This is a genomic window from Brachybacterium sp. J153, from assembly GCF_036311905.1.
Classification (GTDB): domain Bacteria; phylum Actinomycetota; class Actinomycetes; order Actinomycetales; family Dermabacteraceae; genus Brachybacterium.
In genome coordinates this window covers 134,407-157,608 of the sequence record NZ_JAZDCH010000006.1, presented here as the reverse complement: position 1 = coordinate 157,608, position 23,202 = coordinate 134,407, and the positions used below count along the sequence as shown (strand labels likewise).

The following is a 23,202-nucleotide window of genomic DNA, read 5'->3' as shown; positions in this document are numbered from 1 at the left end:
GTGATCGCATCCCTGACCGGGCGGGTGGCCCGCCTCGACCTCGACGCCCTCGTGCTCGAGGTCGGCGGCGTCGGCTATCTCGTCCGCACCACGCCCCAGGCCCTGACCTCCACCCGGCACGGCGCCGAGCTGACCCTGCACACCGAGCTGGTGGTCCGCGAGGACTCGATGACCCTGTTCGGGTTCCCGAGCGCCGAGGAGGCGGAGACCTTCCGCATCGTCCAGTCCGTCTCCGGCATCGGCCCGCGCACCGCCCTCGCGGTCCTCGCCGTGCTCGACCCCGAGGAACTCCGCCGGGCGGTCGCCGAGCAGGATGCGAAGACCATCACCCGCACCCCGGGCATCGGGCCCAAGGTCGCCTCGCGCATGCTGCTCGAGCTGGGAGGGAAGCTGCCGGCCCCCGCAACCCAGGCCGCGACGGGCTCCGCCAGCGCGGAGCCGGGCGGCGCTGCCCGGCCCGGGGTGGACGCCGATGTCGTCGAGGCGCTACTCGGACTCGGCTGGCCCGAGAAGACGGCGACCGCCGCCGTGGACCGCGTGCGCGAGGGTGACGGCGGCGCCGATCTGGACGCCGCGGCGCTGCTGCGTGCCGCGCTGCGGCACCTGGGCGGCAGTCGATGACCGATCCGGGAGCCGATCCGTCGCTCACCAGCCCCGAGTCCCTCCCGCCCGAGCGCACCGCGGAGGCCGCGCTGCGTCCGCGCCGGCTCGAGGAGTTCGTGGGCCAGCAGGTCGTGCGCGAGCAGCTCTCGCTGGTCCTCGACGCGGCCGCCGCGCGCGGCCGAGCCCCCGAGCACATGCTGCTGTCGGGGCCGCCGGGTCTCGGCAAGACGACCCTCGCGATGATCATCGCCGCCGAGCTCGGTGCGGCGCTGCGCATCACCTCCGGTCCCGCGATCCAGCATGCCGGGGACCTCGCTGCCATCCTCTCCTCCCTCGACGAGGGCGAGGTGCTGTTCATCGACGAGATCCACCGCCTGGCCCGGCCCGCCGAGGAGATGCTCTACATCGCCATGGAGGATTTCCGGGTCGACGTGGTGGTCGGCAAGGGCGTGGGCGCGACCTCGATCCCGCTGGACCTGCCGCCCTTCACCGTCGTCGGCGCGACGACCCGCGCCGGGCTGCTGCCGGCCCCGCTGCGGGACCGCTTCGGCTTCATCGGCCACCTCGACTTCTACGCCCCGGGGGAGCTGCACGAGGTGGTGCGCCGCTCGGCGATCCGGCTCGAGGTCGAGCTCGAGTACGAGGCGGCCGCGGAGATCGCCTCCCGCTCCCGGGGCACGCCGCGGATCGCCAACCGGCTGCTGCGGCGCGTGCGCGACTGGGCACAGGTCAAGGGGAGCGGAGCCCTCGACCTCGCCGCGGCGCGTGAGGCGCTGCGGGTCTACGAGGTGGACGAGCGGGGGCTGGACCGGCTGGATCGCGCGGTGCTCTCGGCGCTCTGCCATCGCTTCGCGGGAGGCCCGGTGGGCCTGTCCACCCTCGCCGTCGCGGTGGGGGAGGAGACCGAGACCGTCGAGACCATGGTCGAGCCCTATCTGGTGCGGGAGGGGTTCCTGCTCCGCACCCCGCGCGGTCGTGCGGCGGCCCCCGCCGCCTGGATCCATCTCGGGCTCGAGCCGCCCGCAGGTCCCGAGGGCGCGGCCCCCATGCTGGGCCGCTTCTGAGCGACGCGCCACCCCTGGGAGGGCGGCGCGGCGGTGGCGGGTACAGTGGGCGGGTCAGTCGCCCGCGGCAGGCGCACGTCCGGGACCGGGATCCCGACGGGGCGACCTCACCGCCGAAAGGAACCTCGTGGAACTCCTCCCCCTCCTGCTCATCTTCGCCGTCATGATGCTGCCCCTGATGTGGATGTCGAGCCGGCAGCGCAAGGCCCAGCAGAAGCAGCGAGATCTCGTCGGCGCGCTCGGCGTCGGCGACGAGGTGCGCACCCACTCCGGCTTCTACGGCCTGATCGTGGAGGCGTACGACGACGTCGTGGTGCTCGAGTCCGAGGATGGCACCCAGAGCAAGTGGGCGCGTCAGGCGATCGCCATGGCCGTCGAGGAGCCCGCCGCGGAGCCGACCGAGGACGAGGCCGGCACCGAGGACCAGGCCGTCGCCGCAGGCGCCGTCGACGGCTCCGAGCAGGAGCGCACCGAGGGGTCCTCCGCCGCGAGCGAGGTGCCCGGCGTGACCGTCACCGAGGACGTCGCCCGCGACGCGGACCGTCGCGACCGCTGATCCCGACCGGATCCCCCTCCCACACCGCCGCACCCTGAGGATCGCCTCTCCATGCCCGCACGCCGCATCGCCCTCCTCGCCCTCGCGCTGCTGATCCTGCTGCTCGGCGGCGGTATCGGCGCCGGAGTCTGGAAGGGCGGCTGGGATCCGGCCCCGAAGCTCGCCCTCGACCTCGAGGGCGGAACCCAGATCATCCTGCAGGCGCAGTCCAGCGACGGCGCGGCGATCGATCCCACCGCCATGGAGCAGGCGCGGCAGATCATCGCCCAGCGCGTGAACGCCATGGGCGTGGCGGAGACCGAGATCACCGTGCAGGGCGGCACCAACATCGTCATCGACGTGCCGGGCCAGCTCGACGAGGCCACCTCGCAGGCGCTGCGCCAGACTGCGTCGATGTCCTTCCGCCCCGTGCTGGGGATCGTGGCGCCCGAGGGCACCGGTGATCCTGCGGCGTCCGACGGCGGAGGGGAGTCCGACGCGGGCGGCGCCTCCGACGCCGGCGGCGCGGGCGAGGCGTCGGAGGAGAGCTCCGCCCCGCCCGTCGACCCCGCGGAGCAGAAGTTCTCCGGCACCCTCGGCGAGGACGCCTCGCTCGCCCCGCCCGCCGAGGGCGAGCTGGCCTACCCCGCGTGGTCGCTCGACTGGCTCACCCCCGAGCTGCAGACCGAGCTGATGACCGCGGACTGCACCGATCCCCGTGCCCAGCAGGAGAAGATGGCGGACGCGGCCCCGGACGAGGCCGTCGTCGCCTGCGACCCGGACGGCACCCAGAAGTTCCTGCTCGGCCCCGAGGTGGTCGCCGGATCCTCGATCCAGAACGCCCAGGTCAGCTCCGAGACCACCCCCACCGGCCAGGCCACGGGGTACTTCGTGGTGAACATGTCCTTCCAAGACTCGGGTGCGCAGGCCTTCTCCGACATGACCTCCGCGCTGTACAACGGCGAGGGGGCGAGCCCGATGTTCGCCATCGTGCTCGACGGCCTGGTGATCTCCTCGCCCCAGGTGCAGGAGCCCTCCCCGAACGGTGAGGCCTCCATTTCCGGCAGCTTCACCCAGGAGCAGGCCAGCCAGCTCGCGGACCAGCTGCGCTTCGGTGCGCTCCCGCTCGAGTTCGAGGTCGCCTCGGAGCAGCAGATCTCCGCGACCCTCGGCAGCGACCAGCTCGAGATGGGCCTGATCGCGGGGCTCATCGGTCTCGCCCTCGTGGTCGTCTACGCCTTCTTCCAGTACCGCGTGCTCGCGATCGTGACCACCACGAGCCTGCTCGTCATGGGCGCCCTCACCTACGGCATCCTCACGGTCCTCTCGAACATCCCGGAGATCGGCTACCGGTTGTCCCTCGCGGGCGTGGTCGGCCTGATCGTCGCGATCGCCTTCACAGCCGACTCCTTCATCGTGTACTTCGAGAGGGTCCGCGACGAGATCCGCGAGGGGCGCGGGATCGTCGCCGCCGTCGACCATGGCTGGGACCGGGCCAAGCGGACCATCCTCGCCTCCGACGCGGTGAACCTGATCGCCGCCGTCGTGCTGTACGCACTGTCCACGGGTGGTGTGCGCGGCTTCGCCTTCGTGCTCGGCGTGACCACCATCCTCGACCTCGTGGTCGTGTTCCTGTTCACCCACCCGCTGCTGCAGTCCCTCGTGCGGACCCGCTTCTTCGGGAAGGGCCATCCGCTGAGCGGTCTCGATCCGGCGTTGCTGGGCCGGGACGTCCCCGCCTATGCGGTCCGCGGTCGGTTCCGCTCGGTCGCGGAGCGCCCCGCCCGTCGCGGACGGGTGGAGGAGGGGACCGTCGAGCGCGAGCCCCTCGCCGCCCGCAAGGCGCGGCTCGCCCGTGAGGCCGCCGAGACGCGGGCCGCGGGGGAGGATCCCGGCGGTCCGGCGCCGGACCCGGACAGCACCAGCGCCGACAGCGCCGAGACCACCGAGGAGGAGGGCCGATGACCGCCGTGTTGTCCCGTCTCGGGAACGACCTGCACGAGGGCCGACGCGTCGTCCCCATCGTGCGTCGACGCCGCACCTGGTACCTGATCAGCGTCATCGTCCTCGTGGTGCTCGGCTCCCTCGCCGGGCTCCGCGGCCCGAACCTGGGCATCGAGTTCACCGGCGGCTCCGAGTTCCAGGTCGCCGGGGTCGCCGACACCGAGCAGACCTCCGCCCGCGAGGTCGTGCGGGAGGTGCTCCCCGACTCCGAGCCGAAGATCACGGTGCTCGGCCAGAACACCCTCCGGGTCCAGACCGACCAGCTCGACTCGACCCAGACCGCGGAGCTCGCCGCCGACCTCGCTGACGCCTACGGGGTGGAGGTCGACGCCGTCTCCACCTCGTACATCGGTCCGGTGTGGAGCGGCGACATCACGCAGAAGATGCTGCGTAGCGTGGTCGTCTTCCTCGCTCTGGTCGCGATCACCATGGCGGTGTACTTCCGCAACCTGAAGTCCTCCGCGGCGGCGCTGATCGCCCTGGTCCATGACATGCTCGTCACGGCGGCCGTCTACCTGGTCAGCGGCTTCGAGATCACCCCGGCCGCGGTGATCGGCTTCCTCACCGTCATGGGCTACTCGCTCTACGACACCATCGTCGTGTTCGACAAGGTCCGCGAGAACACTTCGGGGCTCCTGCAGCAGACGCGCCACAGCTTCGCCGACCAGGTGGAGCGGGCGGCGAACCAGACCCTGGTGCGCTCGATCAACACCTCCGTGGTAGCGCTGCTGCCCGTCGGCTCGATCCTGGTGATCGGTGCCTTCCTGCTCGGTGCCGGCACGCTGAAGGACATCTCGCTGGCACTCTTCATCGGCATCCTCGCCGGCACCTACTCCTCGGTCTTCCTCGCTCCGGGCCTGCTCGTGGACCTCCGGCGCGGCGAGAGCGAGCTCCGGGCCCACACCGCTCGCGTCGAGCGGACACGTCGCTCCGGCACCGTCGTGGAGGCGGCGCCGCGGGTCGAGGACGCCGACGACGGCCTCGGGCGCGAGGACGTGCGGGACGAGGAAGACGACGCGGACGAGGTCGAGATCGCCGCGGCCGGTGGGGCCACCGGCTCGACCCGCGGATCCCGCCCCGCGGCTCCCCGCACCCAGCCCCGTCGGACCACCCGTCGGCGGCGCACCTCCGATCGACGAGGACAGCGATGACCGTCACCCCCGAGAACCCTGACATCCCTGAGGACTCGGAGGGCGCCGTGAACCCTGCGGTGATCGAGGAGCTCCGCCGCACCCACATCGCCGAGTACCCGGACTTCCCGCAGCCGGGAGTGCTCTTCCGCGACATCACGCCCCTGCTGCGCGACGGTGCGGCGCTGCGCGCGGTGATCCGCCACTGGGCGAGCAGGCTCCCCGAGGGGATCGAGTACGTCGTCGGCACCGAGGCCCGTGGCTTCGTGCTCGGCGCCCCGCTCGCCTACGAGATCGGCGCGGGGTTCGTCCCCGTGCGCAAGGCGGGCAAGCTGCCCGGGAACCCGGCGACCCTCGAGTACGACCTCGAGTACGGCAGCGCCGTGATCCAGATCCCCGAGGGGTCCCTCCCCGCGGGGGCGCGCACCCTCGTGGTCGACGACCTGCTGGCGACCGGCGGGACGGCCGCCGCGACCATGGCGCTCGCGGAGCAGTTCGGCGCGGAGATCCTGGGGGCCACGTTCCTCATCGAGCTCGAGGGCCTGAACGGGCGGGAGAAGCTCGGCGACGTGCCCGTCTCGGCGGTCTGGTCCTTCCCCAACTGATCCGCTGATCCGCCAGCGAGTTGTCGTGGACGCGACCACCCCGGGGCGTGCGTAGACTTGACCTCCCAGCAGGAGGTGCGCAGTGCAGGAGCAGAGCGGGACCACGAGGCCGGGTGCCGAGATCGAGGCGACCCGGGAGGGGACCGCGCCCGCCACTCCGGGAACACCGGTCTCGCCCGTTTCGTCCGCGCCCTCCGGGGCTGATCCGGGGAGCGCTCCCAGCACCCTGCCGCGCCGCGCCCGCTCGCGGCTGTCCTTCTTCGGCGGCCGCTCGGCTCCCGTGACCGACCCGCTCCTGGCTCCGCTGCTGGAGACCATGGCGGCGGCGAGCCCCAAGGAGTCCCTCGCCCTCGTGCAGCGGGCGTACACCGTCGCCGAGCAGGCCCACCGCGGCCAGATGCGCAAGAGCGGGGACCCGTACATCACCCATCCGGTGTCGGTCGCGACGATCCTCGCCGAGCTCGGCTCCCCGGCGGACGTCGTCGCCGCCGCGCTGCTGCACGACACGGTCGAGGACACCGACTACTCCCTCGACCGGCTCCGTGAGGAGTTCGGCGAGGTGATCGCGGTGATGGTCGACGGCGTCACCAAGCTCGACAAGGTCACCTACGGGGAGGCCGCCCAGGCCGAGACCGTCCGCAAGATGATCGTCGCGATGAGCCGCGACGTGCGGGTGCTGCTGATCAAGCTCGCCGACCGTCTCCACAACGCGCGCACCTGGAAGTACGTGCCGGCCGCCTCCGCGGAGCGCAAGGCCAAGGAGACTCTCGAGATCTACGCACCGCTCGCGCACCGGCTCGGGCTGAACACCATGAAGTGGGAGCTCGAGGACCGCTCCTTCCAGGTGCTCTACCCCAAGGTCTACGAAGAGATCGTGGCCCTCGTCGCGCAGCACGCACCGGCCCGCGACCAGTACCTCCGCACCGTCTCCTCGCAGATCCTCGAGGACCTGCGCAAGGCGCGGATCAAGGCGGAGGTCACGGGGCGCCCCAAGCACTACTACTCGATCTATCAGAAGATGATCGTGCGCGGCCGGGACTTCGCGGACATCTACGACCTGGTGGGCGTGAGGGTCCTGGTCGACACGGTCCAGGACTGCTACGGGGTGCTCGGCACGTTGCATGCCCGCTGGTCCCCGGTGCAGGGCCGGTTCAAGGACTACATCGCGCTGCCGAAGTTCAACCTCTACCAGTCGCTGCACACCACGGTCATCGGACCCACCGGCAAGCCGGTGGAGATCCAGATCCGCACCTGGGAGATGCACCGCCGCGCCGAGTACGGGGTCGCCGCGCACTGGAAGTACAAGGCCATGGCCGGGCAGTCCAGCGGCGGCGAGACCCGACCGATCGGGAACGACGCCGCGTGGCTGCGTCAGCTGATGGACTGGCAGAAGGAGACGACCGACTCCGGGGAGTTCCTGGACTCGCTGCGCTTCGAGATCACCACGCAGGAGGTGTACGTCTTCACCCCGAAGGGGGACGTGCTCGCCCTCCCGCAGGGCTCCACCCCGGTCGACTTCGCGTACAGCGTCCACACCGAGGTCGGCCACCGCACCATCGGCGCCCGCGTCAACGGCCGCCTGATATCTCTCGAGTCGACCCTGTCCACCGGTGACGTGGTCGAGGTGTTCACCTCGAAGTCCCCGGAGGCCGGGCCGAGCCAGGACTGGCTCGGGTTCGTGAAATCGCCGCGGGCGCGCAGCAAGATCCGCCAGTGGTTCTCGAAGGAGCGTCGCGAGGAGGCGCTCGAGCGGGGCAAGGACGAGCTCGCCAAGGCGCTCCGTCGGCAGGACCTGCCGATGCGGCGCCTACTCACGCACGACACCCTCGCCACGGTCGCCTCGGATCTGAACCTGCCGTCCGTCGACTCGCTCTACACCGCGATCGGGGAGGGGCACACGAGCGCCCAGCACGTCGTGGAGCGTCTGCGCGCCTCCTTCGGCGGCACCATCGGCGCCGAGGAGGACGTCGCCGAGATGACGCTGCCCTCGCGGGCGAAGTCGCGGCCCTCGCGCTCGGCGCAGCACATCGCGGACACCGATCAGGGCGTCGTGGTCGACGGCCAGTCGGATCTGTGGGTGAAGCTCGCCAAGTGCTGCGCCCCGGTTCCGGGCGATCCGATCGTCGGCTTCGTCACCCGCGGATCGGGGATCTCCGTCCACCACGCGACCTGCACGAACGCCCTGCAGCTGCGGGAGCAGCAGCCGGATCGGATCGTCGCGGTGACCTGGTCGGGTCGGTACAGCACCGCCTATCTGGTGCACATCAAGGTCGAGGCGCTGGACCGGCCCCGGCTGCTCACCGATCTGGCCATGGTCGTCGCGGAGCAGCAGGTCAACCTGCAGTCCGCCTCGGCGCAGACCAACTCGGACCGGCTGGCCACGGCGTTCTTCTCCTTCGAGCTCGCGGATCCCTCGCATCTGCAGTCGGTCCTCTCGCAGGTGCGACGGGTCGAGGGCGTGTACGACGTGTATCGGGTCACGGCCGACGGCAAGGCCGTGAATGCGGGGGAGCCTCTCGCCGCGGGGTGAGTGCCGCCGCTCACGCCGCCGCTGTACCGGTCCGTTCCAGGGTTTCGAAGCGCAGCCGCGCCTGCGCCAGCCCGGGATGACGCGAGGAGATCCGCCCCAGACTGCCAGCGATCTCGGCCTCGGTGACGTGACCGCTCTCGAGCAGCGCGCCGACGAGCGCCGCCGCGCTCTCGGCCGGAGCGAAGCGCAGCAGATCCACGCAGGTGCGGGTCGGCACCGTCAGCGGCGCACCACCGAGAGTCTCCACCTCCCGGGGGAGCAGCCGGGCCGTGCGCACCACCACGCCGGAGAGGACCATCCGGTGCGCGGAGGAGAGCAGCTCCGCCGGGTGGGGCGGCGTGCCCCCGAGCAGCACCCAGGCGGCAGAGGCGCCCGCCACGACCTGCGTGGAGTGCAGGTGCTCGCCGAGCGCGCAGCCGAGGGCCAGGACCCGCGAGATCGCGCCGGAGAGGAGATCCGGGGGCAACAGCACGCCCGGCAGGATTCGGGTGAGCAAACCGTCCCGCACCATCGACTCCACGGCCGGACTCTCCGGCCAGCGCTCGAGCTGCGCCCCGAGCGGGACCGCGAGCTCAGCGGCATGGGAGGACCAGGCGGCGCAGAGACCCAGCCGGACGAACACCGGGGGATCCCATGCCGTCGGCGGATCCGGGGAGGCTGGAGCGACGGAGATCATGGACCGAGCGTGGCAAGCGACCCGGCGGACGGCAACGCCCCGCCCGTCACTGTGGACGGAGCGGGGCGGGGGAGGAAGGATCCCGGCCCGGGGACGCGACCGTGCGGGCGCGCCCCGGGCGAGGGGTCAGCCGAGGTCGCGAGCCGAGCGCTCAATCACGGCGAGCCACTCCTTGCGGGCCTCGAGGGCGGCCTCGGCCTCGGCGATCTTCTTCGGATCGCCGCCCGCGCGGGCCTTCTCGAGGGCCTCCTCGTACGAGGCGATCGCCGAGTGCAGCTGCGAGGACGCCCCCTCGACACGCGCCTTGGTACGCGGGTCGGTGCGTCGCCACTCGGCCTGCTCGGCGTCCTTCACGGCACGCTCCACGGCGCGGAGGCGGTCGTCGACGCGGCGCATGTCCGCGCGCGGCACCTTCCCCGCCTCCTCCCAGCGGTCCTGGATCGAGCGCAGCGCGGCCTTGGCGGCGTCGAGGTCCTTCACCGCGTCGATGGCCTCGGCCTCGACCAGCAGGGACTCCTTCACCTCGAGGTTCTTGCGCTGCTCGGCCTCGGTCTCGTGGAGATCCGCGTTGCGGGCGGCGAAGAAGGCGTCCTGGGCGGCCTTGAACCGCTTCCACTGCGCGTCGTCCTTCTTGCGGCTGCCACGTGGGGCGGCGCGCCACTCGTCCATCAGGTCCTTGTACGCGCGGACCGTCGGACCCCAATCGGTGGAGTCCTGCATGGCCTCGGCGCGGCTGATGAGCTGCTCCTTAACGGTGGCCGCCTCGGAGTGCCGCTCGTCGAGCTGCGAGAAGAACTGCTTGCGGAGGCGGTCGAAGGTCGCGCGCGCGGCGGAGAGCCGCTTCCACAGCGCCTCCTCGGTGGGACGGTCCAGGGAGACGTCCTCGGACTGCATCTGCTTCCAGGTCGGCACCATCTGGCGCATGGTGTCGCCGGCGTTCTTCCAGGAGATCTGCTCCGGATCGGTCGCGACGAGAGCCTCGATCGACTCGACGAACTCGGTGCGGCGCCGGGTCGCCTCTGCGCGCCCCTCGGCCCGCTTCGCCTCGAGCGCCTGGATCTTCTCCTTGGCGTTCTCGCGCAGCTCGTGGGCGCGCGCCCGCAGCGCCGGGATGTCGCCGACGACCTGCGGCTCCTTCATATTCTTGCGCAGGTTCTCCAGGAGCCGGTTGAGCTCGTTCTGGGTGTGCTCGGGGGCGTTGAGGGTCGACTGGGTGAGGTCCAGGAAGGCGACCAGGTCGAGGTAGGCATGGACGAAGGGCTCCAGCGCCTTCTCCGGATCGGACTCGGTGCTGGTCCCGACCGCGCGGACCTGCGTGCCGTCCTGCACGGAGACGGTGCCGTCCTCGCCGAGGGTGCCGAAGGCACGGGCGGCGGCGACGGCCTCGGGATCGTGCGTGGAGACCGGAGGAGCGATCGGGACCAGCGGCGCGGCGGCCCGTCGGCCGGCGAGCGCGGCGGGGGAGGGCAGGCCGGGCTTCGGGGCCGACGGACGCGGGGCGGCGGCGGGCGTCGCCGGGGCCTCGGGCGCGTCGGCAGCGGCAGCGTCGTCCGTCTCAGCGGTCACGGTCGGCTCGGCGGACTCGGTCTGCTCGGCCGACGGATCCGCGGGTGCGGCAGCGGCGGTCTCGTCCGCCGGAGCCTCGACGCTCGGGGCGGTCTCGCCCGGGGGCACGGTCTCCGGCGTCGTCGACTCCGCCGTGGGCGCGACCTCTGCGGCGGCGACCGGATCGGCGGGGGTGGAGGCGGGGACGGGAGTCTCGGACTCGCTCACGATTGAGCTCCTTCGAAGGGATCCGCTGCAGGGCGGGACACTGCCGTCGCGGGGACGGCCGGGCGGGTACGGGGTCCTGGCCCCGACCGGGGAGAACCACGTCACGGAACTCTACAGGGGTGCGGCCGCCTGCTCGGCACGGTCCGCGCGGTGCCCCCGGGAGGTCCGGGCGATAATGGGTGCTCCCGTCTTCCGCGACCGAGAAGGATGTGCCCCGCATGGCGAAGATCGCCGCCCTGTCCGGATTCCCCGAGTGGCTCCCCGCCGAGCGGCTCGTGGAGCAGCACGTGATGGACGTCTTCCGCGAGGTCGCCGAGCTGCACGGGTTCTCCGGCATCGAGACCCGGGCGGTCGAGCCGCTCGAGCAGATGCTGCGCAAGGGGGAGATCGACAAGGAGGTGTACGTCCTGCGTCGCCTCCACGCCGAGGACGACGGAGGCGACGACTCCGGCGCCGACGCTTCCCGCACCCTCGGGCTCCACTTCGACCTCACGGTGCCGCTGGCCCGCTACGTCCTCGAGCACCAGAACGATCTCTCCTTCCCCTTCCGACGCTTCCAGATCCAGAAGGTGTGGCGCGGGGAGCGCCCGCAGGACGGTCGCTTCCGCGAGTTCTACCAGGCCGATCTCGACGTGATCGGACAGGACTCCCTGCCCGGGCACGTCGAGGCGGAGGTCGCGATCGTGATGGCGGAGATCCTCTCCCGGCTGCCGCTGCCGCAGGTGAGCATCCACGCGAACACCCGCCGGCTCTCCGAGGGCTTCTTCCGCGCGATCGGCTTCGAGGACCACACCGCGGTGCTGCGCGCCCTCGACAAGCTCCCCAAGATCGGTGCCGAGGCGGTGCGGACGCTGCTCGTCGACGAGTCGGGCGCGAGCGCGGAGCAGGCAGACCGTGCCCTCGCCTTCGCCTCCATCCGCACCCGTGACGCCTCCTTCGGCGACCAGGTGCGCGATCTCGGCGGGACCGGCGAGATGGTCGAGCAGGGCATCGCCGAGCTGACTGCGGTGATCGAGCGGGTCGAGGCCGCCGTCCCCGGGATGATCCTCGCCGACCTGTCGATCGCCCGCGGGCTCGACTACTACACGGGGACCGTCTTCGAGAGCTTCCTCGAGGGCCACGAGTTGCTCGGCTCGATCTGCTCCGGCGGCCGCTATGACCGTCTCGCGGCGGACAACCGCCACACCTATCCCGGGGTGGGGCTGTCCATCGGACTGTCCCGGCTGGTCTCCCGGATGCTGTCGACGGGGATCGCCGTCCCCACCCGGTCGGTGCCCACCTGCGTGCTGGTCTCCGTCGGCGAGGAGGAGAGCCGCGGCCGGAGCGAGGCCGTGGCCCGGGCCCTGCGTGCCCGTGGCATCCCCTGCGAGGTCGCGCCCACCGCCGCGAAGTTCGGCAAGCAGATCCGCTACGCCGACCGCCGCGGCATCCCTTTCGTCTGGTTCCCCGGCGCCTACGGCGCCGCGGACGAGGTGAAGGACATCCGCAGCGGCGAGCAGGCCCCGGCCGACGCTGCCACCTGGGAGGCGCCCGCCGAGGACCGGCTGGTCCGCGTGGTCGCCGCCCCGTCCGCGGACGCCTGAGGAGTGGGTCTCCTCACCGCTGTCGATGACCTGGCCCACACCGTGAGAGAGTGGGAATGACTTCGAGCCCTACGACGTTGGAGCGCACATGGCTACCGTCACCCTGACCACCGAGAACCACGACACCACCGTCGAGGACGGCATCGTCCTGATCGACTTCTGGGCGGGCTGGTGCGTTCCCTGCCAGCGCTTCGCCCCGATCTACGACGAGGCGTCCGAGAAGCACGAGGACGTCACCTTCGCGAAGGTCGACACGGAGGACCAGCAGCAGCTGGCGATGCGCTACGGCGTCACCTCGATCCCGACCCTCGTCGCCTACCGCGAGGGCATCCCGGTCTTCTCCCAGGCCGGCGCGCTGCCCCAGTCGGCCCTCGAGGACCTCATCGGCCAGGTGAAGAACCTCGACATGGACGAGGTCCGCAAGGCCTACGCCGACGCCCAGGCCGAGCAGCAGGGCTGAGCCCGCCGCCTCGTCGGCGCACAGAGCGCAACGAACAGAGGACCCCGCACCGAACGGTGCGGGGTCCTCTGCGTCACACCGGCCCGGCATCCCGAGGATGCCGGGCCGCGTGCTGGTCTCAGCCCTCGTGGGAGCTGCGGAAGCCCTTGCGCTTGGCGTCGAACTTCCCGCCGTCGCGGCGGGGGCGGTCCTCGAAGCGTCGGCCGCCCCGATCGCCCCGATGACCACGGTCGCCGCCCGAGCGGAAGCCGCCGCGGTCGGAGCTGCGGTCACCGCGATCGCCCCGGTCGCCGTTGCCGCCGCGGGGGCCGGAGTCCGGGCCGATGCGCAGCGCGCGGCCGCCCACGCGAGCCTTGCCGATGCGCCCCATCTGCTCGTCGTCGAGACCGCCGCGGATCTGGACCAGCGAGAAGCTGCCGAAGATCTGGATCTTGCCGACGTCCTTGCCGTCGAGGCCGCCCTCGCCGGTGATCGCGCCGACGATGGCCGGCGGGCGCGCCCCGTGGGAGTGGCCGATGCCGAGGCGGTAGGAGGTGTAGCCGGCCTCGGTGCGGGGCGAGGAGCCGCGGTCCCCGCGGTCGAATCGGTCCCCGCCGCGACGGTCGTCCCGGCGGTCGTCCCGCTCGAAGCGCCCGGTCTGCTGGGTGAACTCCTCGTCCTCGGTCGGGGCGCCGGGGCCCTCGTCGCCGACGGTCATCGCGCCGAGCACGGCGGCCAGCTCGAGCGGATCGATGCCCTGCTCGGTCACGAACTCGCCCACCAGCTCGCGGTAGAGCTCGAGACGGCCGCGCTCGCGGCGCTCGGGGACCTGGGTGAGCAGGGTCGCGAGGCGGTGCTTGGAGACATCCCGCGGCGTGGGGATGACCGCCTCCTCGAGGGTCTGCTTGGTGGCGCGCTCGATGTTCTTCAGCGCGCGACGCTCGTGGGGGCCGATGAAGGTCAGCGCCTCGCCGGAGCGCCCCGCACGGCCGGTCCGGCCGATGCGGTGGACGTAGGCCTCGGGCTCGCGGGGGACGTCGAAGTTGACGACCAGGCCGATGCGCTCGACGTCGAGGCCACGGGCCGCGACGTCGGTCGCGACCAGGACCTGCAGGGAGCCGTCGCGCAGGCGCTCGACGATCTTCTCGCGCTCCTTCTGGGGGACGTCGCCGCTGATCGACGCGGCGATCACGCCGCGGGCGACGAGCGCCGAGCCGACCTCCTCGGCGGCGGCACGGGTGCGGACGAAGACGATCGCCGCCTCGGCCTCCGAGGTCGCGAGCACCCGGGCGAGCGCGCCGGTGCGGTGCTTGAAGGGCACCACGGCGAAGGTCTGGTGGACGCTCTTGACCGTGGAGGACTGCGGGGTGACGCTCACCCGCACCGGGTCCTGCATGTGGTCGCGGGCGACCCGCTCGATCGCGGGCGGCATGGTCGCCGAGAACAGGGCGACCTGACGGGTCGCGGGGGAGTGGGAGAGGATCTCCTCGACGTCCTCCGCGAAGCCCATCCGGAGCATCTCGTCGGCCTCGTCGAGCACCGCGAAGCGCACGGTGTCCAGGCGCAGCGTGTTGCGGCGCATGTGGTCCATCACGCGGCCGGGGGTGCCGACGACCACCTGGGCGCCGCGGGCGAGGGCCCGCTCCTGCGGGTGATACGGGGAACCGCCGTAGACGGCGACGACCTCGAGGCCGCCGATCGAGGTGGCGAACGAGGAGATCGCGTCGGCAACCTGCATCGCGAGCTCACGGGTGGGGGCCAGGACGAGGCCCTGGACCTCGCGGAGCGAGGGGTCGACCGCGGCGAGGAGGGGGAGGCCGAAGGCCGCGGTCTTGCCGGTACCGGTCTGGGCGACGCCGATCACGTCACGGCCCTCGAGCAGCGCGGGGATCGCGCGGGCCTGGATCGCGGAGGGGCGGGTGAAGCCCAGGTCATCGACCGCGCGACGCAGCGCCGGGGGCAGGTCGATGTCGTCGAACGTGGGTTCTGCCTCGGCCTCAGCCTCTGCCTCTGCCTCTGCGGGGGCCGCGGGCTCGGCGGGGGCCGCGGACGCCGACGGGGCGTCGCCCTCGGCGGAGTCCTGGGCGGGGGCGATCGGCTCGACGGGCGCGTCGCTCACCTGGTCGGCGGGGGCGGTGCTCTCCACGGGGGCGGCAGGCGTGCTCTCGTCCTCGACGGCAGGATTCTGGGCAGGGGAAACGTCGTTCATGGCGTCCTCGGATAGTGGGGGATGCGGTCCTCGCGAGATCGCGGGACATGAGCGCCCCGACACATCGCGAACGGCATCTCCCGCCTTCCAGGGCGGGGCACTAGCGACAAGGGGCGAACCAGACCTGCGTGATCGCAGGTCGCACGAGGGTCCACTGTACGGGGGTGCCCCCGGCGAGGGCCAGGCCGGCCCGGGCGAGATCGCTCACCCTCCACGGTAGGCTGGGCGCTCCACGCCGGCGGCGGCGTGGACCCCTGGACCCCATCGTGAAGGACACCTCGTGCTGCGCACCCATACCGCCGGCGAGCTCCGCTCGGAGCACATCGGACAGACCGTCACCCTCACCGGCTGGATCGGCCGTCGCCGTGACCACGGCGGCGTGACGTTCCTCGATCTGCGCGACGCGAGCGGCGTCGCCCAGGTCGTCGTGCGCGAGGACGAGGCGATGCACCTGCGCAACGAGTACGTGCTGAAGGTCGTCGGCAGCGTCGACCGGCGCCCCGAGGGCAACGAGAACCCGGCGCTGCCCACGGGCGAGGTCGAGGTGACCGCGTCCGAGGTCGAGGTGCTCTCCGCCTCGGCGGCGCTGCCCTTCCAGCTCGACGAGCACACCGAGGTCGGCGAGGAGACGCGACTGCGCTACCGCTACCTCGACCTGCGCCGCCAGGGCCCTGCCCGCGCGATGCGGCTGCGCTCGGCCGTGAACCGTGCCGCCCGCGACACCCTGCTGGACCAGGACTTCGTCGAGGTCGAGACCCCGACCCTGACCCGCTCCACCCCCGAGGGCGCCCGCGACTTCCTGGTCCCGGCGCGCCTCGCTCCCGGTTCCTGGTACGCGTTGCCGCAGTCCCCGCAGCTGTTCAAGCAGCTGCTGATGGTGGGCGGCATCGAGAAGTACTTCCAGCTCGCCCGCTGCTATCGCGATGAGGACTTCCGCGCGGACCGCCAGCCCGAGTTCACCCAGCTCGACATCGAGATGAGCTTCGTGGACCAGGAGGACGTGATCGCGCTCGCCGAGCAGATCCTCACCAACGTGTGGGCGACCGCCGGGCACGAGATCACGACCCCGATCCCGCGGATCACCTATGCGGAGTCGATGCGCCGCTACGGCTCGGACAAGCCCGACCTGCGCTTCGACCTCGAGCTGGTCGAGATGACCGAGTACTTCGCCGAGACCCCGTTCCGCGTGTTCCAGGCACCCTACGTCGGCGCGGTGGTGATGGCCGGCGGCGCCTCCCAGCCCCGTCGCCAGCTCGACGCCTGGCAGGAGTGGGCGAAGCAGCGCGGTGCGAAGGGACTCGCCTACGTCCTGGTGCAGGAGGACGGCTCGCTCACGGGCCCGGTCTCCAAGAACATCTCCGACGCGGAGAAGGCGGGACTGCTCGAGGCCACCGGCGCCGCGCCCGGCGACTGCGTCTTCTTCGCCGCGGGCGAGCCGAAGACCTCCCGCGCCCTGCTCGGCGCGGCGCGCGGCGAAATCGCCGAGCGCCTCGGCCTCATCGACCACGACGCCTTCGCCTTCGTGTGGGTCGTCGACGCGCCGATGTTCGAGCCGGCGGCCGACGCCCGCGCGGCCGGGGACGTCGCCGTCGGCGGGGGTGCCTGGACCGCGGTGCACCACGCCTTCACCTCGCCGAAGCCCGAGTTCCTCGACACCTTCGACACCGATCCCGGTAGCGCCCTCGCCTACGCCTACGACATCGTCTGCAACGGCAACGAGATCGGCGGCGGTTCCATCCGTATCCATTCCCAGGACGTGCAGCAGCGCGTCTTCCAGGTGATGGGCATCGGGGAGCAGGACGCGCAGGAGAAGTTCGGCTTCCTGCTCGACGCCTTCCAGTTCGGCGCCCCGCCGCACGGCGGCATCGCCTTCGGCTGGGACCGCATCGTGGCCCTGCTCGCCGGGGAGGAGTCGATCCGCGAGGTCATCGCCTTCCCGAAGACCGGCAACGGCTACGACCCGCTCACCGCCGCTCCGGCGCCGATCACCCCGCAGCAGCGAAAGGAGGCGGGTGTCGACGCCAAGCCCGCCGCGAAGGGCGAGAAGGCAGCCGAGGCGACGCCGGAGGCCGACGCCTGACCCCCGGGAGCCCCCGAACGAACTGCGGCCCGCACGTCGAACGTGCGGGCCGCAGTCTGTTCGCGGACGACGGGCGCGCTCAGCGCAGCGGCACCTCGCCGTGCTTCACCTGAGGGCGGGGCAGGCGGAAGCGGCGGATCTGGATCGCGCGCATGATCCCGTAGCCGACCAGACCCCGCTCGACGTCCGAGAACTCCGCCTCGAGCCGGCGCCGCAGCAGGCGGCGGATGAGGAAGCCGTCCACCACGCACAGGGCGATGCCGCCCCAGAGGACCACGAGCATCGCGGTGCTCATGACGGCCGTGAGATCGGGGCGCACCAAGGGCAGCACCAGGGCGACCAGCATGATCACGAGCGCAACCGGGAAGAAGAGCTCGCCGACGTTGCGACGGGAGTCGACGAGGTCGCGCACCAGGCGGCGCTGCGGACCGCGATGCTGCGCGGGCATCTTCTTCTCATCGCCGGTCATGAGGGCCTGCTGGGACTCGATGCGCTGCTGGTTCGCCCGCTCCCGATCGCGACGACGGGCCTCCTTGCGGTCGTCGACCACGAGCGGGCGCCGACGTGCCGCCTCGGCCTCCTTGCGGGACCGGGTGGGGCGGCCCTTGGAGCCGGGACGCACGGGAGGCGTCGGCTCGGAGGGCTGCGAGGGCTGAGAGGAGTCGGACTTCCGGAAGATCACCGGGGCATTCTAGGCGGTCCGCCCGGGACCTCTCTGCACGAGCTGTCGGGCAGGACGGCGGTGCGCGGCCGTCGGCTCCGGAGGCACATTCGGGCGGCGGCGGTAGGTTGGGACCATGACGACTCCGCAGGACCTTCAGCACATCGCGCCCGTCGGCGCCGCGTCCGATCCCGACGCCCTCCGCACCCGCCTGGACGCGCTCCTCCCGCAGGCGATCAAGGATCTCGAGGCGCTCGTGCGCATCCCCTCGATCGCCTTCCCGGGCCACGACCGCGAGCCCGTGCAGCGCAGCGCCGAGGCCGTCGCCGAGCTGCTCCGCGGCGCGGGTCTGGAGCAGGTGAGCCTCGAGTCGGTCGCCGGTGGGGCCCCTGCCGTGATCGGTCGTCGACCCGCCGCCCCCGGCCGCCCCACCGTGCTGCTCTACGCGCACCACGACGTCCAGCCCACCGGTGACCCCGCGGAGTGGACCACGCCGCCCTTCGAGCCGACCCGCCGCGGCGAGCGGCTGTACGCCCGCGGCGCCGCCGACGACAAGGCGGGCGTCATGGCGCACGTGACCGCGCTGCGCCTGGTCGGCGAAGAGCTCTCCGCGGAGGGCATCGGCGTGACCGTCTTCGTCGAGGGGGAGGAGGAGGCGGGCTCGCCGACCTTCCGGCCATTCATCGAGGCGCACCGGGACGCCCTCGCCGCCGACCTCATCGTGGTCGCCGACTCCGCGAACTGGGCCGTCGGCGTCCCGGCGCTGACCACGAGCCTGCGCGGCGTGGTCGACGCCGTCGTCGAGGTGCGGGTGCTCGAGCAGGCGGTCCACTCCGGGCTCTTCGGGGGTCCGGTCCTCGATGCTCCGACCCAGCTCGCCCGGCTCCTCGCGACGCTCCACGACGAGAACGGCGAGGTCGCGATCCCCGGCCTGGTCCGCGCCGCGGACCCCGAGGTCGAGATGACCGAGGAGGACTACCGGCGCGATGCCGGCGTCCCCGCGGGGCTCCCGCTCTCCGGGACCGGATCGATCGCCGCCCGGCTGTGGACGAGGCCCGCGCTGTCCGTCATCGGGATCGACGCCCCGACGGTCCGCGACGCGTCCAACACGCTCGTCCCCGTGGCGAGGGCGAAGGTCTCCCTGCGCATCCCGCCCGGCCAGGAGCCCGCGGCCGCGATGGACGTGCTCGTCGCCCATCTCGAGGCGCACGCCCCCGCGGCCGCCCAGGTCACCGTGCACCGCGGCGAGCAGGGCCGGCCCTACAGCGCGCGCCAGGACTCCCCGGCGATGGAGCTCGCCCGTGGGGCGCTCGCCGATGCCTGGGGTCGTCCCGCGGTGGACACCGGTCTGGGCGGCTCGATCCCCTTCATCGCGGACCTGCTCGAGGTGTTCCCCGCCGCCGACGTGCTCGTCACCGGCGTGGAGGATCCCGAGTCCCGCGCCCATGGGATCGACGAGTCGCTGCACCTCGGCGAGTTCGCCAAGGTGTGCCTCGCCGAGGCGCTGCTGCTGCTCCGTGCGGGCGATCTCCGACGGGAGGACCGATGAGCCCCGCCGCGAGATCCGAGAAGGGGACCGAGCAGACGCCGGGAGGGTCGACCCCCGTTTCCCCGCTGACGATCCCGCTGCTCACCGGCACCCTCGTGCTCGGTTTCCTGGCCGGCTACTTCGGCCTCTGGTGGGGCCTGCTCGTCGTCGCCGCGGTGCTCCTGGGCGCCTTCTCCGCCGTGCTCGCCGGACGCAGCCGCGATGCCGCCACCGCCGCGGTCCTCGGCATCGTCCTCGGTTACGGGGGAGTGATGCTCCTCGCGGCCTTCCGCGGAGTGCTCTGAGGCAGCCGGGATCGCCCGGAGCCGCAGACCTCGATCGCCCGCGTGGGCGGGCCCACTCACCACGGCGAGGTGCCGAGGCGTATCCTGGCGGGACCAGAGCTTCGAGGAGGACCGCATGACCACCCCCACCACCGAGCGTCCCACCGCGGCGCACGGCGTCACCCTCACCGACGTCGCCGCCGGCAAGGTCTCGTCCCTGCTGGAGCAGGAGGGCCGCGACGACCTCCGCCTGCGGATCGCCGTGCAGCCCGGCGGCTGCTCGGGCCTCATCTACCAGCTGTACTTCGACGAGCGGACGATGGACGACGACCTGGTCGTCGACTTCTCCGGGGTCGAGGTCGTGGTGGACAAGATGTCCAGCCCGTACCTCACCGGCGCCGTGATCGACTTCGCGGACACCATCGAGAAGCAGGGCTTCACGATCGACAACCCGAACGCCCAGAGCTCCTGCGCCTGCGGCGACTCCTTCGCCTGAGTCAACTCCGTAGCATCCGCCCCGCCGCCCACGGCGGAGGCGTCCGACGGGCCCGTCCCCGATGACCAACGCGTCACGGGAGCGGGCCCGTCGCGTGCCTGGGGAGCGAGGTGCCCCGATCACGGTGCGGTGACGGACCCGGAGAGGGGGCGCGCCGTGGGCGAAACCGCCGCTCGGAGGCCGTATGATGACGGGGTGCCGTCAAGAGTCGGACCCCTCGGTCCGGCCCGGCCCGCTCCCCGGAGCGGGCGCGGCACTGTGGGCATGTCCCCGCCCACATCAGTACCCACTCCGCTCCTCGGAGCCAGATCCGCCTGACGCGGAACCGGTGCCGGAGAGCGGGGACGACGAGCGGAAGGTCATTCCCTGTGATCCCCCAGGTTCCCCAGCCTTCGCGGCACGGACGTCGCGCTCTGGCCGCAGGACTCGCCCTGGCCGTCCTGGTCCTCTCGGGCTGCACGGACCAGCAGCTGCGAGGCTTCCTCCCCGGATACTCCGACGGCGAGGTCACCGACCGCACCGGGATGATCACCGACCTGTGGGTCGGCTCGTGGGCCGTGCTGATCATCGTGGGTCTGATCGTGTGGGGCCTGACCATCTGGTGCGCGATCGCCTACCGCCGCCGCAAGAACGACACCGGCTTCCCGACCCAGCTGCGCTACCACGTGCCGCTCGAGCTGATGTTCACGCTCGTCCCCGTCGTGATGGTGCTCACCTTCTTCTACTTCACGCAGCGGGACGCGCGAGAGGTCGAGATGCACGTCGCCGAGCCCGACGTCACCGTGAACGTCGTCGCCAAGCAGTGGAGCTGGGACTTCAACTACGTCGAGGCCGACGTCCACGAGCCCGCGGGCGTGCAGTCCTTCGCCACCGGTGAGGAGGGGGCGGCCGAGACGCTGCCGACCCTGTACCTCCCGGTCGGCCAGACCGTCGAGTTCCGTCTGGACTCGCGCGACGTGATCCACTCGTTCTGGGTCGTGGACTTCCTCTACAAGAAGGACATGATCCCCGGGCACACCACGACCTTCCAGGTGACCCCGACCCGTGAGGGCACCTACGCCGGCAAGTGCGCCGAGCTGTGCGGCGAGTACCACTCGGACATGCTCTTCAACATCGAGGTCGTCTCCCAGGAGGAGTTCGACGCCCACATGCAGGAACTGCGCGACCAGGGCTACGACGGCCAGCTGGGCGTGGACCTCAACCGCAACCAGGAGGACTGGAGCATGCGCGAGCGTCATGACGACGCGGGCCCCCGTTACTCCGAGTCCACCTCCACCGAGGGAGAGAACGAGTGAGCGCCGAGACCGTCACCGCGTCGCCCGCGCGCCCGGCGCGATTCGTCGAGCAGCGGAAGCACAGCCTGGGCAGCCAGTTCTTCCAGCTGCTGACCACCACCGATCACAAGCTGATCGGCAAGATGTACATGGGCATGGCCTTCGCCTTCTTCGCCTTCGGAGGCCTGCTCGCGCTCGGCATCCGTACCGAGCTGTGGGAGCCCGGCCTCCAGGTCGTGGTCTCGAAGGACCAGTACAACCAGCTGTTCACCATGCACGGCACGATCATGCTGCTGATGTTCGGCACCCCGCTGTTCAACGGCTTCGCGAACTACCTGGTGCCGCTGCAGATCGGCGCCGTGGACATGGCGTTCCCGCGTCTGAACATGTTCGCCTTCTGGATCACCCTCTGGGGCTCTCTGATCGTGGTCGCCGGCTTCCTCACCCCGCAGGGTGCCGCGTCCTTCGGCTGGTTCGCCTATGCGCCGCTGTCCGACACCACGTTCACCCCGGGACTGGGTGGTGATCTCTGGGTCTTCGGCCTCGCCTTGCAGGGCTTCGGCACGATCCTCGGCTCGGTCAACTTCATCACCACGATCCTGTGCATGCGCATGCCCGGCATGACCATGTTCCGCATGCCGATCTTCACGTGGAACGTGCTGATCACCGGTGTGCTGGTGCTGATGGCCTTCCCGCCCCTGGCTTCCGCCCTGCTGGCGCTCGGCGCCGACCGTCGCTTCGACGCGCAGGTCTTCAACCCGGAGAACGGCGGCCCGATCCTGTGGCAGCACCTCTTCTGGTTCTTCGGCCACCCCGAGGTGTACGTGCTCGCGCTGCCCTTCTTCGGCATCGCCTCGGAGATCATCCCGGTCTTCTCCCGCAAGCCGATCTTCGGATACAAGACGCTGATCGGCGCGACCATCTCGATCGCCGCCCTCTCCGTCACCGTGTGGGCTCACCACATGTACACCACCGGTGCGGTCATGCTGGACTTCTTCGCCTTCATGACGATGCTCATCGCGGTGCCGACGGGCGTGAAGTTCTTCAACTGGATCGGGACCATGTGGCGAGGGTCGCTGACCTTCGAGACGCCGATGTTGTTCACCCTCGGCTTCCTCACCACCTTCATCTTCGGTGGTCTCACCGGTGTCATCCTCTCCTCGCCGGTGCTGGACTGGCCGCTGTCCGATACCTACTTCGTGGTCGCGCACTTCCACTACGTGATGGCCGGGACCGTGGTGTTCGAGATGTTCGCGGGCTTCTACTTCTGGTGGCCCAAGATGTTCGGCTACAAGCTCTCGGAGGGCATCGGCAAGCTGCACTTCTGGCTGCTGACCATCGGCTTCCACATGACGTTCCTGATCCAGCACTGGCTCGGCGTGCTCGGCGCTCCCCGCCGCTACGTGAACTACCTCGCAGAGGACGATTTCACCTGGCTGAACCAGATCTCGACCGTCGGTGCGTTCATCATGGGCGCCTCGACCCTGCCCTTCCTGCTCAACGCGGTCCTCACCCACATCAAGGGCAAGAAGATCGAGGTCGACGATCCGTGGGGCTACGGCGCCTCGCTCGAGTGGGCGACGTCGTGCCCGCCGCCGCGACACAACTTCCACTCCCTGCCCCGTGTGCGTTCGGAGCGTCCCGCCTTCGACCTCCACCACCCGGAGGTCGGCCTGCAGGACCACATGCTGCACGCGGAGCCCATCGAGCACCCCAGGAGCAACTGAC

The 23,202-nt window shown here is 71.5% G+C and carries 19 protein-coding genes; 15 read left to right on the top strand and 4 right to left on the bottom strand.

Annotation, left to right across the window (positions count from 1 at the left end):
* The 7 genes from ruvA (at position 1) to V1258_RS04295 (ending at position 8,471) form a co-directional block, all read left to right on the top strand.
* The gene (ruvA, locus tag V1258_RS04325; RefSeq protein ID WP_329746894.1) at positions 1-621 is read left to right on the top strand and encodes a Holliday junction branch migration protein RuvA; all 621 of its coding nucleotides are present in this window, start codon (positions 1-3) and stop codon (positions 619-621) included.
* A complete protein-coding gene (ruvB, locus tag V1258_RS04320) occupies positions 618-1,667 on the top strand; it encodes a Holliday junction branch migration DNA helicase RuvB (protein WP_329748512.1) in 1,050 nt (349 codons plus the stop codon). Before ruvA ends, ruvB begins: the two co-directional genes overlap by 4 nt.
* A gap of 127 nt (positions 1,668-1,794) precedes the next feature.
* Positions 1,795-2,223 carry a preprotein translocase subunit YajC gene (yajC, locus tag V1258_RS04315; protein WP_329748511.1) on the top strand — a complete coding sequence of 143 codons (429 nt, stop codon included), beginning with the start codon at positions 1,795-1,797 and terminating at the stop codon, positions 2,221-2,223.
* A 51-nt stretch (positions 2,224-2,274) separates the two neighbouring features.
* Complete coding sequence (gene secD, locus V1258_RS04310) at positions 2,275-4,167, top strand: protein translocase subunit SecD (RefSeq protein WP_329748510.1); 1,893 nt, start codon at positions 2,275-2,277, stop codon at positions 4,165-4,167.
* Positions 4,164-5,357, top strand: a complete 1,194-nt coding sequence (gene secF, locus V1258_RS04305; protein ID WP_329746890.1) for a protein translocase subunit SecF — start codon at positions 4,164-4,166, stop codon at positions 5,355-5,357. Before secD ends, secF begins: the two co-directional genes overlap by 4 nt.
* The gene (locus V1258_RS04300) at positions 5,354-5,941 is read left to right on the top strand and encodes an adenine phosphoribosyltransferase (protein ID WP_329746889.1); all 588 of its coding nucleotides are present in this window, start codon (positions 5,354-5,356) and stop codon (positions 5,939-5,941) included. Before secF ends, V1258_RS04300 begins: the two co-directional genes overlap by 4 nt.
* Positions 5,942-6,023: 82 nt before the next feature.
* On the top strand, positions 6,024-8,471 hold the full coding sequence (locus V1258_RS04295) for a RelA/SpoT family protein (RefSeq protein ID WP_442878571.1): 2,448 nt from the start codon (positions 6,024-6,026) through the stop codon (positions 8,469-8,471).
* 10 nt (positions 8,472-8,481) lie between these two features.
* Here the strand turns inward: V1258_RS04295 and V1258_RS04290 are convergent, their stop codons facing one another.
* Together V1258_RS04290 and V1258_RS04285 are read right to left on the bottom strand one after the other, a co-directional pair.
* On the bottom strand, positions 8,482-9,147 hold the full coding sequence (locus tag V1258_RS04290; protein ID WP_329748509.1) for a hypothetical protein: 666 nt from the start codon (positions 9,145-9,147) through the stop codon (positions 8,482-8,484).
* A gap of 126 nt (positions 9,148-9,273) precedes the next feature.
* Positions 9,274-10,920 carry a DUF349 domain-containing protein gene (locus V1258_RS04285; protein WP_329746887.1) on the bottom strand — a complete coding sequence of 549 codons (1,647 nt, stop codon included), beginning with the start codon at positions 10,918-10,920 and terminating at the stop codon, positions 9,274-9,276.
* 218 nt (positions 10,921-11,138) lie between these two features.
* Between V1258_RS04285 and hisS the strand changes: the two genes are divergently transcribed.
* Together hisS and trxA are read left to right on the top strand one after the other, a co-directional pair.
* Positions 11,139-12,503 carry a histidine--tRNA ligase gene (gene hisS, locus V1258_RS04280; protein ID WP_329748508.1) on the top strand — a complete coding sequence of 455 codons (1,365 nt, stop codon included), beginning with the start codon at positions 11,139-11,141 and terminating at the stop codon, positions 12,501-12,503.
* A gap of 88 nt (positions 12,504-12,591) precedes the next feature.
* Entirely contained in the window at positions 12,592-12,963 is a 372-nt protein-coding gene (gene trxA, locus V1258_RS04275) for a thioredoxin (RefSeq protein WP_329746885.1), read from the top strand.
* Between the two features lie 118 nt (positions 12,964-13,081).
* Here the strand turns inward: trxA and V1258_RS04270 are convergent, their stop codons facing one another.
* Positions 13,082-15,151: a DEAD/DEAH box helicase gene (locus tag V1258_RS04270; protein WP_329748507.1), complete on the bottom strand. Its 2,070-nt coding sequence runs from the start codon at positions 15,149-15,151 to the stop codon at positions 13,082-13,084.
* 280 nt (positions 15,152-15,431) lie between these two features.
* On the opposite strand from V1258_RS04270, the gene aspS reads away from it, so the two are divergent.
* Positions 15,432-17,231 (top strand): aspartate--tRNA ligase, encoded by a 1,800-nt coding sequence (aspS, locus tag V1258_RS04265; protein ID WP_329748506.1) that lies wholly within the window; start codon positions 15,432-15,434, stop codon positions 17,229-17,231.
* Positions 17,232-17,310: 79 nt separating this feature from the next.
* Here the strand turns inward: aspS and V1258_RS04260 are convergent, their stop codons facing one another.
* Positions 17,311-17,913, bottom strand: coding sequence for a DUF3043 domain-containing protein (locus V1258_RS04260; protein WP_329748505.1), 603 nt, complete (start codon positions 17,911-17,913; stop codon positions 17,311-17,313).
* Between the two features lie 115 nt (positions 17,914-18,028).
* Here V1258_RS04260 and V1258_RS04255 point away from each other — a divergent pair, with 115 nt between their 5' ends.
* The 5 genes from V1258_RS04255 (at position 18,029) to ctaD (ending at position 23,201) form a co-directional block, all read left to right on the top strand.
* Positions 18,029-19,441, top strand: a complete 1,413-nt coding sequence (locus tag V1258_RS04255; RefSeq protein ID WP_329748504.1) for a dipeptidase — start codon at positions 18,029-18,031, stop codon at positions 19,439-19,441.
* On the top strand, positions 19,438-19,725 hold the full coding sequence (locus V1258_RS04250; RefSeq protein WP_329748503.1) for a hypothetical protein: 288 nt from the start codon (positions 19,438-19,440) through the stop codon (positions 19,723-19,725). Before V1258_RS04255 ends, V1258_RS04250 begins: the two co-directional genes overlap by 4 nt.
* A 115-nt stretch (positions 19,726-19,840) precedes the next feature.
* Complete coding sequence (gene erpA, locus V1258_RS04245) at positions 19,841-20,200, top strand: iron-sulfur cluster insertion protein ErpA (protein WP_329746879.1); 360 nt, start codon at positions 19,841-19,843, stop codon at positions 20,198-20,200.
* 368 nt (positions 20,201-20,568) lie between these two features.
* Positions 20,569-21,495, top strand: coding sequence for an aa3-type cytochrome oxidase subunit II (gene ctaC, locus V1258_RS04240; RefSeq protein ID WP_329748502.1), 927 nt, complete (start codon positions 20,569-20,571; stop codon positions 21,493-21,495).
* A gap of 65 nt (positions 21,496-21,560) precedes the next feature.
* Positions 21,561-23,201 (top strand): aa3-type cytochrome oxidase subunit I, encoded by a 1,641-nt coding sequence (ctaD, locus tag V1258_RS04235; protein ID WP_442878573.1) that lies wholly within the window; start codon positions 21,561-21,563, stop codon positions 23,199-23,201.
* Position 23,202: the final 1 nt, after the last annotated feature.

Coding starts and splice junctions, on each gene's coding strand:
- V1258_RS04270 (WP_329748507.1), bottom strand. CDS start 15,151: ATGAACGACGTTTCCCCTGCCCAGAATCCTGCCGTCGAGGACGAGAGC.
- ruvB (WP_329748512.1), top strand. CDS start 618: ATGACCGATCCGGGAGCCGATCCGTCGCTCACCAGCCCCGAGTCCCTC.
- secD (WP_329748510.1), top strand. CDS start 2,275: ATGCCCGCACGCCGCATCGCCCTCCTCGCCCTCGCGCTGCTGATCCTG.
- V1258_RS04250 (WP_329748503.1), top strand. CDS start 19,438: ATGAGCCCCGCCGCGAGATCCGAGAAGGGGACCGAGCAGACGCCGGGA.
- V1258_RS04300 (WP_329746889.1), top strand. CDS start 5,354: ATGACCGTCACCCCCGAGAACCCTGACATCCCTGAGGACTCGGAGGGC.
- trxA (WP_329746885.1), top strand. CDS start 12,592: ATGGCTACCGTCACCCTGACCACCGAGAACCACGACACCACCGTCGAG.
- erpA (WP_329746879.1), top strand. CDS start 19,841: ATGACCACCCCCACCACCGAGCGTCCCACCGCGGCGCACGGCGTCACC.
- secF (WP_329746890.1), top strand. CDS start 4,164: ATGACCGCCGTGTTGTCCCGTCTCGGGAACGACCTGCACGAGGGCCGA.
- hisS (WP_329748508.1), top strand. CDS start 11,139: ATGGCGAAGATCGCCGCCCTGTCCGGATTCCCCGAGTGGCTCCCCGCC.
- V1258_RS04255 (WP_329748504.1), top strand. CDS start 18,029: ATGACGACTCCGCAGGACCTTCAGCACATCGCGCCCGTCGGCGCCGCG.
- V1258_RS04290 (WP_329748509.1), bottom strand. CDS start 9,147: ATGATCTCCGTCGCTCCAGCCTCCCCGGATCCGCCGACGGCATGGGAT.